Origin of the sequence: Mesorhizobium sp. ESP6-5 (assembly GCF_020164695.1) — a bacterium.
In the GTDB taxonomy this organism is placed as follows: Bacteria; Pseudomonadota; Alphaproteobacteria; order Rhizobiales; family Rhizobiaceae; genus Mesorhizobium; species Mesorhizobium australicum.
Genome location: NZ_JAIUGR010000010.1, coordinates 112030 through 126546, shown reverse-complemented (window position 1 = coordinate 126546; position 14517 = coordinate 112030). Strand labels below are relative to the sequence as shown.

Annotated in this window: 19 protein-coding genes; 8 read left to right on the top strand and 11 right to left on the bottom strand. The window is 62.8% G+C overall.

Annotated features, from left to right (window positions below; translation table 11 throughout):
- Nucleotides 1–28: 28 nt before the first annotated feature.
- The 4 genes from lspA to LB524_RS18035 form a co-directional block, all read right to left on the bottom strand.
- Entirely contained in the window at nt 29–526 is a 498-nt protein-coding gene (gene lspA / locus LB524_RS18050; protein WP_224528902.1) for a signal peptidase II, read from the bottom strand.
- Between the two features lie 13 nt (nt 527–539).
- A complete protein-coding gene (locus tag LB524_RS18045) occupies nt 540–1397 on the bottom strand; it encodes a TrmH family RNA methyltransferase (protein ID WP_015315708.1) in 858 nt (285 codons plus the stop codon).
- A 1-nt stretch (nt 1398) separates the two neighbouring features.
- Nucleotides 1399–2481, bottom strand: a complete 1083-nt coding sequence (locus LB524_RS18040) for a class I SAM-dependent rRNA methyltransferase (protein ID WP_224528900.1) — start codon at nt 2479–2481, stop codon at nt 1399–1401.
- A gap of 116 nt (nt 2482–2597) precedes the next feature.
- Entirely contained in the window at nt 2598–3086 is a 489-nt protein-coding gene (locus LB524_RS18035) for a DUF1772 domain-containing protein (protein WP_224528897.1), read from the bottom strand.
- 149 nt (nt 3087–3235) lie between these two features.
- Here LB524_RS18035 and LB524_RS18030 point away from each other — a divergent pair, with 149 nt between their 5' ends.
- On the top strand, nt 3236–3673 hold the full coding sequence (locus LB524_RS18030) for an EVE domain-containing protein (RefSeq protein WP_140721160.1): 438 nt from the start codon (nt 3236–3238) through the stop codon (nt 3671–3673).
- On the opposite strand, the gene LB524_RS18025 is transcribed toward LB524_RS18030, so the two are convergent.
- The 4 genes from LB524_RS18025 to sppA all read right to left on the bottom strand — a co-directional run bounded on the left by LB524_RS18025 (nt 3663) and on the right by sppA (nt 6407).
- Nucleotides 3663–4628 carry an ornithine cyclodeaminase family protein gene (locus tag LB524_RS18025; RefSeq protein WP_224528894.1) on the bottom strand — a complete coding sequence of 322 codons (966 nt, stop codon included), beginning with the start codon at nt 4626–4628 and terminating at the stop codon, nt 3663–3665. The two genes, LB524_RS18030 and LB524_RS18025, sit on opposite strands and share 11 nt — an antisense overlap.
- A 37-nt stretch (nt 4629–4665) precedes the next feature.
- Entirely contained in the window at nt 4666–5034 is a 369-nt protein-coding gene (locus tag LB524_RS18020; protein ID WP_224528890.1) for a DUF1049 domain-containing protein, read from the bottom strand.
- Nucleotides 5035–5086: 52 nt separating this feature from the next.
- Nucleotides 5087–5371 (bottom strand): integration host factor subunit beta, encoded by a 285-nt coding sequence (locus tag LB524_RS18015; protein ID WP_006200394.1) that lies wholly within the window; start codon nt 5369–5371, stop codon nt 5087–5089.
- A 79-nt stretch (nt 5372–5450) separates the two neighbouring features.
- Nucleotides 5451–6407, bottom strand: coding sequence for a signal peptide peptidase SppA (sppA, locus tag LB524_RS18010; RefSeq protein WP_224528887.1), 957 nt, complete (start codon nt 6405–6407; stop codon nt 5451–5453).
- A gap of 353 nt (nt 6408–6760) precedes the next feature.
- Here sppA and lptC point away from each other — a divergent pair, with 353 nt between their 5' ends.
- The 6 genes from lptC (at nt 6761) to ptsN (ending at nt 11960) form a co-directional block, all read left to right on the top strand.
- Nucleotides 6761–7474 carry an LPS export ABC transporter periplasmic protein LptC gene (lptC, locus tag LB524_RS18005; RefSeq protein ID WP_140661709.1) on the top strand — a complete coding sequence of 238 codons (714 nt, stop codon included), beginning with the start codon at nt 6761–6763 and terminating at the stop codon, nt 7472–7474.
- On the top strand, nt 7461–8054 hold the full coding sequence (locus LB524_RS18000) for an LptA/OstA family protein (protein WP_015315716.1): 594 nt from the start codon (nt 7461–7463) through the stop codon (nt 8052–8054). The genes lptC and LB524_RS18000 overlap by 14 nt, the downstream gene beginning before the upstream one ends.
- Complete coding sequence (gene lptB, locus LB524_RS17995) at nt 8054–8866, top strand: LPS export ABC transporter ATP-binding protein (RefSeq protein WP_140713210.1); 813 nt, start codon at nt 8054–8056, stop codon at nt 8864–8866. Before LB524_RS18000 ends, lptB begins: the two co-directional genes overlap by 1 nt.
- Before the next feature lie 200 nt (nt 8867–9066).
- On the top strand, nt 9067–10590 hold the full coding sequence (rpoN, locus tag LB524_RS17990) for an RNA polymerase factor sigma-54 (RefSeq protein WP_224528885.1): 1524 nt from the start codon (nt 9067–9069) through the stop codon (nt 10588–10590).
- A gap of 263 nt (nt 10591–10853) precedes the next feature.
- Nucleotides 10854–11438: a ribosome hibernation-promoting factor, HPF/YfiA family gene (gene hpf, locus LB524_RS17985; RefSeq protein WP_015315719.1), complete on the top strand. Its 585-nt coding sequence runs from the start codon at nt 10854–10856 to the stop codon at nt 11436–11438.
- Nucleotides 11439–11495: 57 nt separating this feature from the next.
- A complete protein-coding gene (gene ptsN / locus LB524_RS17980; RefSeq protein ID WP_015315720.1) occupies nt 11496–11960 on the top strand; it encodes a PTS IIA-like nitrogen regulatory protein PtsN in 465 nt (154 codons plus the stop codon).
- 71 nt (nt 11961–12031) lie between these two features.
- Here the strand turns inward: ptsN and LB524_RS17975 are convergent, their stop codons facing one another.
- Nucleotides 12032–12289 (bottom strand): DUF1150 family protein, encoded by a 258-nt coding sequence (locus tag LB524_RS17975; protein ID WP_015315721.1) that lies wholly within the window; start codon nt 12287–12289, stop codon nt 12032–12034.
- A gap of 64 nt (nt 12290–12353) precedes the next feature.
- Nucleotides 12354–12779 (bottom strand): Hsp20 family protein, encoded by a 426-nt coding sequence (locus tag LB524_RS17970; RefSeq protein ID WP_013893014.1) that lies wholly within the window; start codon nt 12777–12779, stop codon nt 12354–12356.
- Nucleotides 12780–13112: 333 nt separating this feature from the next.
- Between LB524_RS17970 and LB524_RS17965 the strand changes: the two genes are divergently transcribed.
- Nucleotides 13113–14057 carry a nucleoside hydrolase gene (locus LB524_RS17965; RefSeq protein WP_224528882.1) on the top strand — a complete coding sequence of 315 codons (945 nt, stop codon included), beginning with the start codon at nt 13113–13115 and terminating at the stop codon, nt 14055–14057.
- Between the two features lie 45 nt (nt 14058–14102).
- Here LB524_RS17965 and LB524_RS17960 read toward each other — a convergent pair whose 3' ends face one another.
- Entirely contained in the window at nt 14103–14510 is a 408-nt protein-coding gene (locus tag LB524_RS17960; RefSeq protein WP_181173958.1) for a hypothetical protein, read from the bottom strand.
- Nucleotides 14511–14517 lie beyond the last annotated feature (7 nt).

Genomic DNA, 14517 nt, shown 5'->3' with positions numbered 1-14517 from the left:
GTGACTGTGCGGCGATGGCCGCGCGGGGTCAATCCTTGGAAGGCTTGGCGTTCGGAGGCGCGGGTTCACGCCGCCAGCCGATGAGTTCGTCGAAGACGACCAGGGCCGCGCCCACCGAAATGAAGGCGTCGGCAAGGTTGAAGACGGCGAAGGACCAGACCGGCGTGTGGAACAGGATGTAATCGATGACGTGGCTATAGACGGCGCGGTCGATCAGATTGCCCAGCGCGCCGCCGATGATCAGGGCAAAGCCGGTGCGGGCGATGACATGGCCCGATGGCGTGCGCGTGGCGAGGTAAAGCACGAAAGCAACGACCAGCACCGCGATGACAACCAGGCCGATGTCGCCGAAGGAGGAGAACATCGAGAAGGCGATGCCGGTGTTGTAGGTGCGAAACAGCGCCAGGAAGGGCAGGAGGTCGAGCTTTTCCTGGAAGGGCAGTCCGGCTTCGACCAGTGTCTTTATCCACTGGTCGAGCGCGATGGCAACGATGACGAGCAGCGCGTAGGGAGACCATGATTTCACGATTGGGCAACCCTCATTGCTGGTCCGAAATTGGTTCGAGCTTCAGCGCGCCGCGCCGGATCTCGAACAGCATGATGCCGGTGGCGACCGCGAGATTGAGCGAATCGGCACGGCCCGCCTGCGGAATCCTGAGCAGCCTGTCGCAGCTTGCCGCCAGGCTTTCGGGCAGGCCCTGCTGCTCATTGCCCATCATCAGCAGCACCGGCCCGCGGGAAAAATCGACCGAGCGGTAGTCGACCGCGCCTTTCAGATGCGTGCCGGCAACCAGCCCTGAAAAGCCGCCGCGCCAGGCAAGGAATGCCTCCGTCGTTGCCTTGGCCACCGGTATGGCGAAGATCGACCCCATGGTGGCGCGCACCGTTTCCACTGAAAACGGATCGGTGGTGTCGCCGACCAGGATGACGCCCTTGGCGCCGACGGCATCGACGGTGCGGATGACGGTGCCGAGATTGCCGGGATCGCGCACCCGGTCGAGCGCCACCCAGACATCGCCATTGTCGGCACGGATGTCCTTCAGGGCCAGGAATTTCTGCGAGAAGACGCCGACCACCATTTGCGGATTGTCGCGGCGGGTGATGGCGACAAGCACCTTTTCCGATACTTCGAGCACGGTGCCGCCGGCGGCGACCGTGCGTGCCGCGACCTTTTCCACGGCCGCGTTGCCGCGTCCTGCCTTGGCGAAAACCAACGTCCTGATCTGCCAGCCCAAGTCGAGCGCATCGATGACCAGCTTCAGCCCCTCGGCCATGAAGGCGTTCTGCTGGTCGCGGAATTTCTTCAAGGCAAGTGCCTTGATGTCCTTGACCAGCGGATTGGCAAGGCTGGTGACTTCCTTCACCTGACCGGGCGCGCCGGCATGCCGTTCGTTCATGTCAGGCCACCCAGCGCGAAAACAGTGACGTCGAAAGCGCCCGGCCGGCGGACTTTTCACGGATGATCAGCTCACCCGATTCAACCTTGCCGCCCATGCCGGCGAACGTGTCGCGCACCAGAGCGTGGATGGCGAAGAAGGAGGCACGGATCGAATAGGCGGTCAGCACCACGGCAAGCGGTCTTGGGGTCAGGATCGAGCGACAGAGGTCCGTCAGATCGGGAAGATCTTCGAACAATTGCCAGACCTCGCCCTTGGGGCCGCGGCCATAGGCCGGCGGATCGAACAGGATGATGTCGTAGCGGCTGCCGCGCCGCTCCTCGCGCTCGGCGAACTTGACCGCGTCGTCGACGATCCAGCGGATCGGCTTGCCGCCAAGTCCGGATATCTCCTGGTTTTCGCGAGCCCAGCCGATCGCCTTCTTCGAGGCGTCGACATGGGTGACCTCAGCGCCGGCGCGCGCCGCCACCAGCGAGGCAAGGCCGGTATAGCCGAACAGGTTGAGTACCTTGACTGGCCGCCTGGCGGCCGCGATCAGCCCGGCCATATGGTCCCAGTGCGACGCCTGCTCGGGAAAGACGCCGACATGGCGAAACGAGGTGAAGCGGCCGAGATAGTCGATGCCGTCATGCTTCATCGGCCAGGTTTCGCCGAGCGGCGTCCTGGGAAAACGCCAGCGGCCGATGCCTTCCTCGTCGGTGTCGCCGGTGAAGATCGCGTCGGCACGCTCCCAGTCCCTGGCCGGCAGAGCCTTCTGCCAGATCGCCTGGCCCTCGGGCCGCACGATGCGATAGGGTCCATATTGTTCAAGCTTTTGTCCAGCGCCGCTGTCGAGCAGCGCGTAATCCGCGTTGGGTGCCACTTCGAGGATTACCGGAAGTTGCTCAGCGGGCAGGACGCCGTCGCGACGGGCAAGGTTGCGGGGCGTGGATTTCGGTGCGGGCTGGTCCGGCTTCAGGTCTTGCCGCGGCCTGACCTCCGGCCTGGCCACGCCGCGACCTTCCGGTGGACGCGATTGCGCGGCTTCGCCTTTGCCCGGCTGGTGCGGGCGGCCGTCGCGGCGTTTGTCGCGAAAAGACTTCAAGAGACAGCTTCTCCGGCGGTTCGGCCCGCTTCTGCCACAGCTATGCCCATCGGCGCAACAAACCCGCGCGACATTGCGATAGCAACGATTGGGCAATTGCGGCGATTGCGGATGGCTTAGCCGCCACGCCCGATCGAGAGCAGTGCGACAACCAGCGAAACGAAGCCGGCAGCCTTGGCCGCCGCGACGGCCATGTGGCCGGTTTCCCAGCGCAGCCGTATGGCGTCGAAATTGTCTGGAATCGGCCCTGGCACCCAGGTGGCGAGAACTTTATTGGCCGGTTTGACGAGAACGAACCAAAGTACGAGGGATAGCGCATAGAGCAAGGTGGCGGCGAGTGCGAACCAGAACGCCGACCGATCTTGGCGCAGCAGCCACGCCAGCAGTCCCGGGCAGATGATTGCCGCGACATCCAGCGGCGCGCCAATGATTGCGAAGGGCAGGAACTGGCCGTTGAAAACGGTGGCCTCGCGCCAAAGCGCCGGGGACCATCGGGTGAGCCGGGGCACCGATTCCAGGACATGGGCGAAGGACGGCCCGAGGCTGAGCGCAGCGATCATGGTGGCCAAGACAGACCAGAACAGCAGGAAGCCATATAGTCGCATGACGCAACAACGGTTCCGGGCCGAAGCCGTTCCGAACGGCCGCACTTGCCATTGCCGCGGCCCCAGCCCTATCGTTTGGCGCTCCGGCACTGCGGGCCGATTAGCGGGCAAGCGTTGGCCGACGGACAACTGGCCAATTAGGAGCAGAAATGAGCGCGTATTGGATCGCCGTGGCGTCGGCCGAACATGTCCGGCGCGGCCGCAAGGGCGGCTTCATGCAGGTCAACCATGGCAAGGCGGCACCGCTGCGCCGCGTCAGGCCCGGTGATGGCATCGTCTATTATTCGCCGACCACGGTTTTGGGGGAGAAAGACGGTCTGCAGGCGTTCACGGCGATCGGCATGGTGCGGGAAGGAGACCCCTATCAAGGCGACATGGGCGGCGGCTTCACGCCGTTCCGTCGCGATGTCGACTGGGCGCAGGCACAGGAAACGCCGATCAAGCCATTGCTTGAGAGGCTGGAGTTCACCTCAGGCAAATCGAACTGGGGTTACCCGTTGCGCTTTGGCTTGTTCCCGATCAGCGTGGCAGATTTCGCTTTGATCGCGGAGACGATGGGCGCCAAACTCGCTTCGACTAGCCCCTGAGCGCCTTGTAGACGGCAATGCCGGCGGCCAAGTCCTCCAGCGCGGCACCGACCGACTTGAACAGCGTAATCTCGTCCGGGCTGCCGCGACCTTCCTTTTGGCCGCGCGCCAGGTCGTGCAGGTCGGCGACGATGGCTTGTGGTTTCAGCACGCCTGAGGCCAGTGGCTGGACGATGTCGCCGGCTTCCTTGGTGGCGCCGGCGCGGGTGTCGACATAGACGCGGGCGCGCATGACCGCGTCGTCATCGCTTTCGCGCATCGCAGGCGTAAAGCCGCCGACCAGGTCGACATGGGTTCCCGGCCGCAGCAACGTGCCCTTGATCAGCGGCGTGGTGGTGATTGTCGCCGAGGAGACGATGTCGGCCTGGCCAAGCTCGGCATCGAGATCGGTCGCGGCGCTGGCCGCGAAGCCCTCGGCGCGCAGATCGGCCGCGACTTTCTCGGCGTTGGCCGGGGTGCGGTTCCAGATGCGGATGGTCTTGATTGGCCGCACGGCGCTGTGCGCCTTGGCCAGGAAGGGCGACAGCGCGCCGGCGCCGACCACGAGCAGCCGCGAGGCATCGTCGCGGGCCAGATAGGACGCCGCCAGCGCCGAGGCGCACGCCGTGCGCCACTGCGTCAGCCGCTGGCCGTCGATCAGGGCTTCCGGCTCGCCGGTGCTGCCATCGAGCAGGAGATAGAGCCCCATCACGGCGGGCTTGCCGACGGCGTTGTTGTCGGGCGAGACGGTGACGATCTTGACGCCGATATGGCCGCCGGCGGAACGGCCCGCGGCGTGAAAATCGGTCCATGCGGGCATCAGCAGCAAGGTCGACGCCGCGCCGTCTGGCCTTTCGACCGCGTGATGATGCCTGACCGGCTGCACCGCGCCCTCGCGAAATGCCGTGCGCAATGTCTCGACCAGTCCAGGAAAGGTCAGCGCACGATCGACCTCCGCGGCCGAAATGGTCAGCATGAAAAGCTCCGCGAAAAGAAACGCGCCGACCTGCGGCTCAATTGGTCGGCTTCGGCAATGCCGACCCTTGGGCCGATCCTTGGGCCGGTGCTTGGGCTGACGCCTGCGGCACCGAGGGCGTGCGGCTGACTGCCTGGCGCAGGTTTTCGGCCTCGACACCGCGCTGGCGCGCCAGTTTGCGGTAGTGGCCCTGCTTCACCCATGTCGCCAGGCTGCCGACGACCATGCCGATAGCGAGCGCCAGGAACAGGAAGATGAACAGCGGCAAGGTGAGCGTCAGCTTCGGATTTCCGGGATTGAACGGGTCCAGCGTGAAGGCGACGACTTCGCGATTGGCGACGGCCAAAGCGATCAGGATGATCGCCAGGGGCACGAAGACCACGATGAGCATGAAACGATTGAGCATGATGTTTTCCGTCGCAAGCGGGCCGCGATAAGGCCGTCCGGCGCTGACGCGCCTACTTGCCGCCGTTCAGCCTTTCACGCAGTTCCTTGCCGGTCTTGAAGAACGGCACCCATTTCTCCTCGACCTCGACGGATTCGCCGGTGCGCGGGTTGCGGCCGGTGCGGGCAGGTCGGTTCTTCACCGAAAAAGCGCCGAAACCGCGCAATTCGACCCGGTTGCCCTCGGCAAGCGCGTCGGTGATTTCATCGAAGATCGCGCCGACGATGTTTTCGACGTCGCGCAGGAAAAGATGCGGATTGCGCGTGGCAATAATCTGCACAAGCTCGGACTTGATCATCAGACGGGTCCCCGTGAAAGCAGTTCGGCCAAAATTATCAGGATGATTTTATTTGCTTTTTTAGCTGTCCCAACGCGTCTCAAGGGTGCCAGACGGAAACGAGACCGTCAAGAAACAAGCGGTCGGCGCCAAGTTCATGGATCACGTCGCCGCCGGAGTCCGGCAGGCCGAGCGCGCCGGCGATCGTGCGTGCCATCGCCTTCGAGAACAGGAAACCGCCGCGCCGTTCCGTGTCCTTCCACTCGACCACCTTGAGCTTGGCATCGACACCCTTGGTCGCCAGCCAGTCGATCGCCACGGACTCGCCGCCGACGGCGTCGATCAGCCCGTTGGCAACACCCTGGCGGCCAGTGAAGATCGAACCGTCGGCCAGCGCCAGCGCCTGTTCGTGGGTCATCCTGCGACGTTCGGCGACGATGCCGACGAACCAGTCGTAGCTGTCCAGAATGAGCTTGCGGACCATGGCGCGCTCGTCGTCATTGGTCGGCTTGAAGGGCGAGGGTGAGGCTTTCAGCGGCGAGGACTTGACCTCCTCCAGCTTGACGCCGAGCTTGTCCATCAGGCCGCTTACGTCGGGATACTGGATCAGCACGCCGATCGAGCCGACGATCGAGGTCTTGCGGGCGACAATATGGTCGGCGGCACTGGCGATCATGTAACCCGCCGACGCGGCGAGCGTGCCGACCTCGGCCACGACAGGCTTGTCGGCGGCCAGCTTGCGCACCTCCTCGTAGATCGATTCCCCGCCGACGGTGGTGCCGCCAGGAGAATCGACCACAAGGATCACGCCTTTTACTTTCGGCGACTGGCGGATAGCCTCCAGCCGCTTGATCAGTTCGTCGTCCTCGGTGATGGTGCCTTCGATCCTGACCTTGGCGATGTGGTCGACGGCGGAGCCGCCGAAATCGTCGCCATAGAACCAGGCCGACACCGCAATCACCCCGAGCGCCACGATGCCGAAGGCCGCGACACGCCAGAAAGTCAGCTTGCGCCGCAAGCGGCGGCGGTCGATCAGGTCGTCGGCTCTCAATGCCATCGTCAGCCTCACAGTCATCGGGAAGAGACGCTTTTAGACCATGATGTCTTGATCGGGAAGCAGTTCCGTCCCGCACATGGCGCGGCAATCCGCGCGCGGCGGTCCGTGTTGTCTGTTTTGTGACTGGCCTGTGCGGGCGACGCAAGGTAAGTGGGAAGAACTTCGGTGGTGAAAAAAGACGCAAGGGCGTCTATTTCTGCTATGAAGCACTGGCTGTTGCGCTGACCCGGGTTTCGTTTGTGCACGGCAGCTGTCACATTTTTGCGGTTTTCGTCGGCTTGTGCTTGCGCGAGGGCGCTGGCGTCCCACCTATAGGCGGTGCTCCCGGGGCAGGGTTTTAGAAGAAAGCAGTCATGTTAGCGCGACCGAATGAACCGACCAGCCCGGAGACGGAGTTGGCTCCCCCGGCGGATGACTGGACGCGGGGCGAAGCTTTCGACCGCGCCCAGCGTCATTCACGCCGCGTGCGCGTGCTCAAATTCGCCGTGCCCTTGGCCGCGGCATTGATCGCCGTCGCCTTCCCAGTCTATTCCTACCTCGCCGCGCCCGTTTCCGTCGCGGTGCAGGCCGAAGGCACCGCCTTCTCGAACGGTAAGCTGGTGATGGCCAATCCCAAACTCAATGGTTTCACCAAGCAGAAGCAGCCCTATTCGATGACGGCGCTGCGCGCCATCCAGGATGTGAGCACGCAAGGCATCATCGAACTCGAAGGCATCGACGCCAAGGTGCCGATCGCCCCCGACAATGTCGCGGCGATTAAAGCCTCGCGCGGTACCTACGATCGCGATGGCAATACGATGAAGCTGAACAGCGACGTCACCATCAGCACCACCGACGGCATGCAGGCCAAGTTCAAATCCGTCTTCCTCGACATGGGCAAAGGCACTATGAAGACGGATGATCCCGTCGATGTCAGCCGTGGCGGGTCGCAGATCAGGGCGGATTCGATGTCGGTCCAGGACAATGGCAAGATCCTGGTGTTCGAGAACAAGGTTCGTGTCAACATCGATCCCGCCGTTCTGAAGGCGGCTGAGGCAAAGGGCGAAGAAGCGAATGTGGCTCAATAATTCGACACGGCTTGCGGCCGCAACTTCGGCGCTGTTCCTGCTCAGCCTGGCGCCGTCGCTGGCGCAGTCGGGAGCGGCCAGCCAGGTGTCGGGTCTCAAACTGGCCGGCGACAAGCCGATCCAGATCGAAAGCGACAAGCTGGAAGTCCACCAGGCCGACAGCGTCGCGATCTTCACCGGCAATGTCACCGTCGTCCAGGGGCCGACGCTGATGAAGGCCGGCAAGATGATGGTCTACTACGTCAAGGACCCCAATGCGGGCGCCAAGGGCGCCGAAGCCGCCGGGGCGGCAGCCATGACCGGCTCGGCCAACATCGATCACCTGGAGATCTCCGACAAGGTCTACATCAAGTCGGATCAGCAGGTCGCGACTGGCGATCAGGGCAGTTTCGACATGAAGAGCCAGGTGCTGGTGCTTTCGGGCAAAAAGGTCGTCCTTTCGCAAAACGACAATGTGCTGGTCGGCTGCAAGCTCACCGTGCAGATGAAAACCGGGCTGGCCCAGGTCGATCCATGTGCTGGGCAGCGTGTGCAGATGTCGATCACACCGCCGCCGAAATCGGGAGCGACGAACCCCTGATGGTCAGCCTGTCGTCGCTGACGGCACGTCTTCCGGGACGGGCCGCAGGCAAGCTTTCGGCGCCGGCCACGGTCGACAAGGCGAAGTTCAAGGGAACCTTGATCGCCAAGGGTCTGACCAAGAGCTACAAGGGCCGCAAGGTCGTCAGCGGCGTCACGCTGGGCGTGCGCGCAGGCGAGGCCGTCGGGCTGCTCGGCCCCAACGGCGCCGGCAAGACGACCTGTTTCTACATGGTCACCGGCCTGGTGCCGGTGGATGAAGGCACGATCGAGATCGACGGGTTCGACGTCACCTCGATGCCGATGTATCGTCGCGCGCGCCTCGGCATCGGCTATCTGCCTCAGGAGGCCTCGATCTTTCGCGGCCTCAATGTCGAGCAGAACATCCGCGCCGTGCTCGAAGTGGTCGAAAAGGATCGCAAGATCCGCGAGCGCAACCTCGACGAACTGCTTGAGGAATTTCACATCAGCCATCTGCGCAAGGCGCCATCCATGTCGCTCTCGGGCGGCGAAAGGCGGCGCCTGGAAATCGCGCGCGCGCTGGCGACGCGCCCGGCCTACATGCTGCTCGACGAGCCCTTCGCCGGCATCGATCCGATCGCCGTCGCCGATATTCAGCAATTGGTGCGTCACCTGACGGCGCGCGGCATCGGGGTCCTCATCACCGACCACAATGTGCGTGAGACGCTCGGCCTGATCGACCGCGCCTACATCATCCACGCCGGCCAGGTGCTCACTCATGGCCGCGCCGACGAAGTGGTGGCAAATCCTGATGTGCGGCGGCTTTATCTCGGCGAGGGTTTTACGCTCTGAGCGTGAAATTTGTTTCCTGATACGATTATTTGCGCGCCGGCGACCTGTTTTCCGCGATTTTGCTCCGGGATAACGCACCGGTAAGCGGGTTTTGCTAGGCTTTGCCTTGACAAGCAAAAGCCGGGCCAGTTTCTATGGCCGGCCGTGAAATTGATTTCCGGAAGTTGGGGACGCGTAGAGGAGGCGTTTGAAACCGAACCATGGCATTGGCGGCCAAACTACAGCTCCGACAGTCGCAGTCGCTGGTGATGACGCCGCAGCTGATGCAGTCGATTCGGCTGCTGCAGTTCACCCATACCGAGTTAGAGCACTTCATCGACGAGGAGATCGAGCGCAACCCGCTTCTGGAGCGCGCCGAGCCGCAGGATGATGCCGCGAGCGACCAGGCGCAGAAGCTCGACGTAGAGCCGCAAGCGGCCGCCGATGGCGACTGGTTCGAGAACGAGGCGGGATGGAGTGCCGAAGCCATCTCGGAAAAGCTCGATACGTCCCTGGAAAACCTGTTTCCCGACGATCCCGGCACCAGCGAGCGGTTGGGTCCCGACCTGACGGCGCAATGGAAATCGGCTTCGGGCAGTGGAAGCTCCTCGTCCGAGGGGCTCGACGCCGGCGACATGGCTGCGAGCGGGATCACGCTGCGCGACCATGTCGGCGAGCAAGTCGCGCTCGCCTTCATCGATCCCGTCGCGCGGCTGATCGCCGGAGAACTTGCCGATGGGCTGGACGAGACCGGCTATGTCAGGGCCGATCTGGCGGAGATCGCCACGCGGCTTGGCACTGACGAGGTGGCGGTGGGCAAGGTGCTGGCCGTGTGCCAGACCTTCGAGCCGGCCGGCCTGTTTGCCCGCGACCTCGCGGAATGCCTTTCGCTGCAGCTTGCCGTGCGTGACCGTCTCGATCCGGCCATGAAGGCCCTGGTCGCCAATCTCGAACTGCTGGCGCGCCGCGATTTCCAGACGCTGAAGCGGCTCTGCGGCGTCGACGAGGAGGATTTGCTGGACATGCTGGCCGAAATCCGGGCGCTCGACCCGCGGCCGGGCATGGCGTTTTCTGGCGGCGCCAGCGATGCGATCGTCGCCGATGTCGAGGTGCGGGCGGCCAATGACGGCAGCTGGACCGTCGAACTCAATGCCGAAACGCTGCCGCGCGTGCTCGTCGACCACATCTATTTCGCCCAGGTGTCGCCGCACGCGAAGAACCAGGCGGAAAAGGATTTCCTGGCCGAGTGCCTGCAGAACGCCAACTGGCTGACACGGAGCCTCGACCAGCGGGCCAAGACGATCCTCAAAGTGGCCTCGGAAATCGTGCGCCAGCAGGACGCCTTCCTGGTCCATGGCGTGCGCCAGCTGAAGCCACTCAACCTGCGCACGGTGGCAGACGCCATCGGCATGCACGAATCGACGGTCAGCCGGGTGACCGCCAACAAATACATGCTCACCCCGCGCGGTGTGTTCGAGCTGCGCTATTTCTTCACGGCCTCGATCGCGGCATCGGGTGGTGGCGATGCGCATTCCTCGGAAGCGGTGCGTGATCGCATCAAGCAAATGATCGACGAGGAGAAGCCCGTCGATGTGCTGTCGGACGATGCTATTGTCGACATGCTCAGGGAAAGCGGCGTCGATATCGCCCGGCGCACGGTCGCCAAGTACCGGGAGGGCATGAATATTCCCTCCTCGGTACAGCGCCGGCGCGAGAAACGGGCGCTCGCCAGCGCCGGCCGCTAGGCGTTCACGATTTCCACAGCTTTCAAGTTTCATTGACAAGCCACGGTGAAGTGGCTAGAAGCCCGCCCGCATGAGACGGGCTTGATGCCCGCTAGCGGATGGTCCGTCACGACAATGACCCGGACGGTCAAGAAGGCGGCTTGTGATCAACCGGAAAGTTCGGATTTAAATCGGCGCGAGTGACGCCGCAAAGCTTGTGCGCACGGATCACGAGTATAAACTCGGGCCAGTTTGAAGCCTGAGCAAGGAAGGTCAGTTTTCAGATGAATCTGCGCATTTCGGGAAAGCACATGGATATCGGCGATGCGTTCCGTACACGCATCAACGATCGTGTCGGTGAAGCGATCGGCAAATATTTCGATCGCGGCTTCGCGGGGCATGTCACCGTCATCAAATCGGGCTCGCGCTATTCCGCGGATTGCATGATCCGGCTGGATTCCGGCGCCTCGCTGCAGGCCACCGGCGATGCCCAGGACCCGACACTCGCCTTCGAGGCCGCGGCCGATCGGCTGGAGACCCGGCTTCGGCGATACAAGCGCCGTCTGAAATCGCACAATTCAGGCAATGGCAATGGCGAGTTGACCGACATCGCTTACACGGTGATGGCACCGCTTGCCGATGACGATGAGGAAATCCCGGAGGATTTCGCACCGGCCATCGTCGCCGAATCGACCATGACGCTGAAGACCATGTCGGTGGCCTCGGCGGTCATCGAACTCGATACCAAGGACAGTCCCGTGCTTGTTTTCCGCAATGCCGGAACCGACCATCTCAACATCGTCTATCGCCGGCCCGACGGAAACATCGGCTGGATCGATCCGTCCACGACCAAAGTCGCACAGGGATAAAAGCCAGCCGCACGAGGGGTGGGGACTGGCGCGGCAGGCGAACAAGGATTTTCAAGCATGGATCTGAGCGATCTTATCAGCGTTCCGGCGATTTTGCCGGCGTTGAAGGCGAACTCCAAGAAGCAGCTACTGCAATTGCTGTCCGAGCGGGCAGCAACGATTTCGGGCATTCCGGAACGGGAGGTGTTCGACACCATCCTGCAGCGCGAGCGCCTGGGCTCGACCGGCGTCGGCAACGGCATCGCCATCCCGCACGGCAAGCTCGCGGGCGTGAAGCGCATCGCCGGCGTTTTCGCCCGGCTGGAGACGCCGGTCGATTTCGAATCACTGGATGACCAGCCGGTCGATCTGGTGTTCCTGCTGCTGGCGCCCGAAGGGGCGGGTGCCGATCATCTCAAGGCACTGTCCCGCATTGCGCGCGTGCTGCGCGACGCCGACACCGTGGCCAAGGTCAGGGGCACGCGCGACGCCGCGGCGATCCATGCGCTTTTGTCGGATACGCAGGCCTCGCACGCGGCCTGAAGCCATCTTTTTAAATATTGCTCCAAGGGCCGCCATGAGCGGCCCTTTTCAGTTCAGCCAACCAATTGTCTTTAATGAATGGCGACGGTGGTCAGGTCGTTTTCCATGGCGCCGGCCAGCGCGCGGTCACGCGCGTCGGAAAGCAGGATCGGCTGGCCATTGGCCCCAAACAGGGCCCACAGCTCCATGCCGGGCGCGATTTCACCGATGTTGGGGAAGCGGCCGAGCAGTTCGTCGCTCGAGACCTTGCGCAGATAGGCGACAGAGCCTTCGCCGAGATGGGCGAATTCGCCGCTGGTCATGGTGATGGTTTCGTCAGTTCTGGTCATTTCAAGCCTCCTTGGCGCGAGGACGCCGCTCAAGGCCATCCCGCATGAGAGCCATCGGTGAAGATCAGTCTTTCACCGATATGTTTATTTTCCGTACCAGCCGTTCCGACTCCGGCCGATCAAGGTCGATCGACAAAAGGCCGTTCTTCAGCTCCGCCGCGATCACACGCATGCCGTCGGCCAGCACGAAGCAGCGCTGGAACTGGCGTGCGGCAATGCCGCGATGAAGGAATTCGCGCTCGGTATCGTCGGTCTGGCGACCGCGCACGACCAACTGGTTTTCCTCCGTTGTCACATCGAGATCGCTTTCGGCGAACCCGGCGACGGCGAGTGTAATGCGCAGCCTTTCGGCCTTGCCGTCGGCACCGCTCAGGCGCTCGATGTTGTAGGGAGGGTAGCTGTCACCGGACTTCGCCAGACGCTCCAGGGTCTTTTCCATGGCGTCGAAACCCAGGAGAAGCGGGCTGGAGAAAGGCGTCATTCGGCTCATGTTACACTGTCCTCTCAAGAGCGACATAAACTGGAAAAACCCAAATGGCATTTTTCCCGATGGTCTTGATATGGTCCGCCCCGCGACCAAGTTCAAGCCACCAAAAGACCCGCCCAAGGAGACCATGTCGCGGACCCACGGAAATAGCCCAGGATCATCGTGGACTCACAGGAATAATCGACATGGCGCTTGAATCGACGCGCGGATGCAAGGAGAAGCGCGCAGGCCGGAACCGTCCCCCGTCAAGCGGTTCAGCAGCTTTGCAGCCGGTTGGCGTCTTTCGGGCGCAGGACCGGCCCGGTGAGCTGATGGCCAGCCAAACAAGGAATTGAAATGCCCCAACCACGCAAGATCATCATCGACACCGATCCCGGCCAGGACGACGCCATCGCCATTCTGCTGGCGCTTGGCAGTCCTGAACTGGAGATCGCCGGCATATCGGCCGTCGCCGGCAACGTGCCGCTGAAGCTCACCGAAAAGAACGCCCGCAAGATCTGCGAACTGGCCGGCCGGCCCGAAATCAAGGTCTACGCCGGCGCCATCCGTCCGTTGGCGCGCGAACTGGTCACGGCCGAGGAGGTCCATGGCAAGACCGGCTTGAACGGACCGGATTTGCCCGAACCGACAATGAAGCTGCAGGACCAGTATGCCGTCGATTTCATCGTCGAGACGCTGATGAAGGAAGAGAGCGGCACCATCACGCTCTGCCCGCTCGGACCGCTCACCAATGTTGCGCTGGCGCTGATCCGAGAGCCCCGGATTGCGCCGCGCATCAAGGAAATCGTGCTGATGGGCGGTGGCTTCTTCGAGGGCGGCAACGTCACGCCCACGGCCGAATTCAACATCTATGTCGATCCGCATGCCGCCGACGTCGTCTTCCGGTCCGGCATCCCGATCGTGATGATGCCGCTCGATGTCACCCACAAGGCGCTGACCACGTCCAAGCGCATCGAGGCGTTCCGCAAGCTCGGCACCAGGGTCGGCATCGCCGCCGCCGAGATGTTGGAATTCTTCGAGCGCTATGACGAAGGCAAATACGGCACGGATGGAGGGCCGCTGCACGACCCCTGCGTCATCGCCTATCTCCTGAAGCCCGACCTGTTCAAAGGCCGCCATTGCAACGTCACCGTGGAAACCGCCTCCGAACTGACCATGGGCATGACCGTGGTCGACTGGTGGGGGGTCACCTCCAGGGAAAAGAACGCCATGGTGATGCGCGACATCGACCATGATGGGTTTTTCGCGCTGCTGGTGGAAAGGCTGGGGCGGCTTAACTGACGTTTGGAATCGCCGACAAGCGCGCGGTGTCACCGGCGCGCGTTGTCACCCATTGAGCAATCGATAGGTGTCGACGCCGCGCTTGTGGTGTTGACGTTCAATAGGAACGAGTGAGCCAACAAGATGCGGTCGCTCGACGTCGTCGTCGATCGAAATCCGCGTGTTGCCGTCATCAAGGCGCACGTCGTAGGTGTAGTATAGATTGTGACCTACCATGGCATACGGGCTGACAGGTTTCACTCTGATGTATTCTACCACGGCCATCACGCGTTGAGTGGTGACGACCGGATTGGCCTGGAGCCCTACAACCGCAATGGATTTCATCAGCGCAAAGGCGCAAAAGAAAGCGGTGCCGATCACTGCGTCGCTGTACTCGTATTGCCAAATAAGCAAGCGATCCCGAAAGGAAACGTTTGATTTGCGCATAGTGAAGAGTTGTGCAGCAGCGTACAATTCTTCA

What these genes read in the sequence shown, in the direction of transcription:
- hpf (WP_015315719.1), top strand. Translation starts at nt 10,854, where the DNA reads ATGAATCTGCGCATTTCGGGAAAGCACATGGATATCGGCGATGCGTTC.
- LB524_RS18020 (WP_224528890.1), bottom strand. Translation starts at nt 5,034, where the DNA reads ATGCTCAATCGTTTCATGCTCATCGTGGTCTTCGTGCCCCTGGCGATC.
- LB524_RS18000 (WP_015315716.1), top strand. Translation starts at nt 7,461, where the DNA reads ATGTGGCTCAATAATTCGACACGGCTTGCGGCCGCAACTTCGGCGCTG.
- LB524_RS18045 (WP_015315708.1), bottom strand. Translation starts at nt 1,397, where the DNA reads ATGAACGAACGGCATGCCGGCGCGCCCGGTCAGGTGAAGGAAGTCACC.
- sppA (WP_224528887.1), bottom strand. Translation starts at nt 6,407, where the DNA reads ATGGCATTGAGAGCCGACGACCTGATCGACCGCCGCCGCTTGCGGCGC.
- LB524_RS18025 (WP_224528894.1), bottom strand. Translation starts at nt 4,628, where the DNA reads ATGCTGACCATTTCGGCCGCGGAGGTCGATCGTGCGCTGACCTTTCCT.
- LB524_RS17975 (WP_015315721.1), bottom strand. Translation starts at nt 12,289, where the DNA reads ATGACCAGAACTGACGAAACCATCACCATGACCAGCGGCGAATTCGCC.
- ptsN (WP_015315720.1), top strand. Translation starts at nt 11,496, where the DNA reads ATGGATCTGAGCGATCTTATCAGCGTTCCGGCGATTTTGCCGGCGTTG.
- rpoN (WP_224528885.1), top strand. Translation starts at nt 9,067, where the DNA reads ATGGCATTGGCGGCCAAACTACAGCTCCGACAGTCGCAGTCGCTGGTG.
- LB524_RS17970 (WP_013893014.1), bottom strand. Translation starts at nt 12,779, where the DNA reads ATGAGCCGAATGACGCCTTTCTCCAGCCCGCTTCTCCTGGGTTTCGAC.
- LB524_RS18030 (WP_140721160.1), top strand. Translation starts at nt 3,236, where the DNA reads ATGAGCGCGTATTGGATCGCCGTGGCGTCGGCCGAACATGTCCGGCGC.
- lptC (WP_140661709.1), top strand. Translation starts at nt 6,761, where the DNA reads ATGTTAGCGCGACCGAATGAACCGACCAGCCCGGAGACGGAGTTGGCT.
- LB524_RS18015 (WP_006200394.1), bottom strand. Translation starts at nt 5,371, where the DNA reads ATGATCAAGTCCGAGCTTGTGCAGATTATTGCCACGCGCAATCCGCAT.
- LB524_RS17965 (WP_224528882.1), top strand. Translation starts at nt 13,113, where the DNA reads ATGCCCCAACCACGCAAGATCATCATCGACACCGATCCCGGCCAGGAC.
- LB524_RS18035 (WP_224528897.1), bottom strand. Translation starts at nt 3,086, where the DNA reads ATGCGACTATATGGCTTCCTGCTGTTCTGGTCTGTCTTGGCCACCATG.
- lptB (WP_140713210.1), top strand. Translation starts at nt 8,054, where the DNA reads ATGGTCAGCCTGTCGTCGCTGACGGCACGTCTTCCGGGACGGGCCGCA.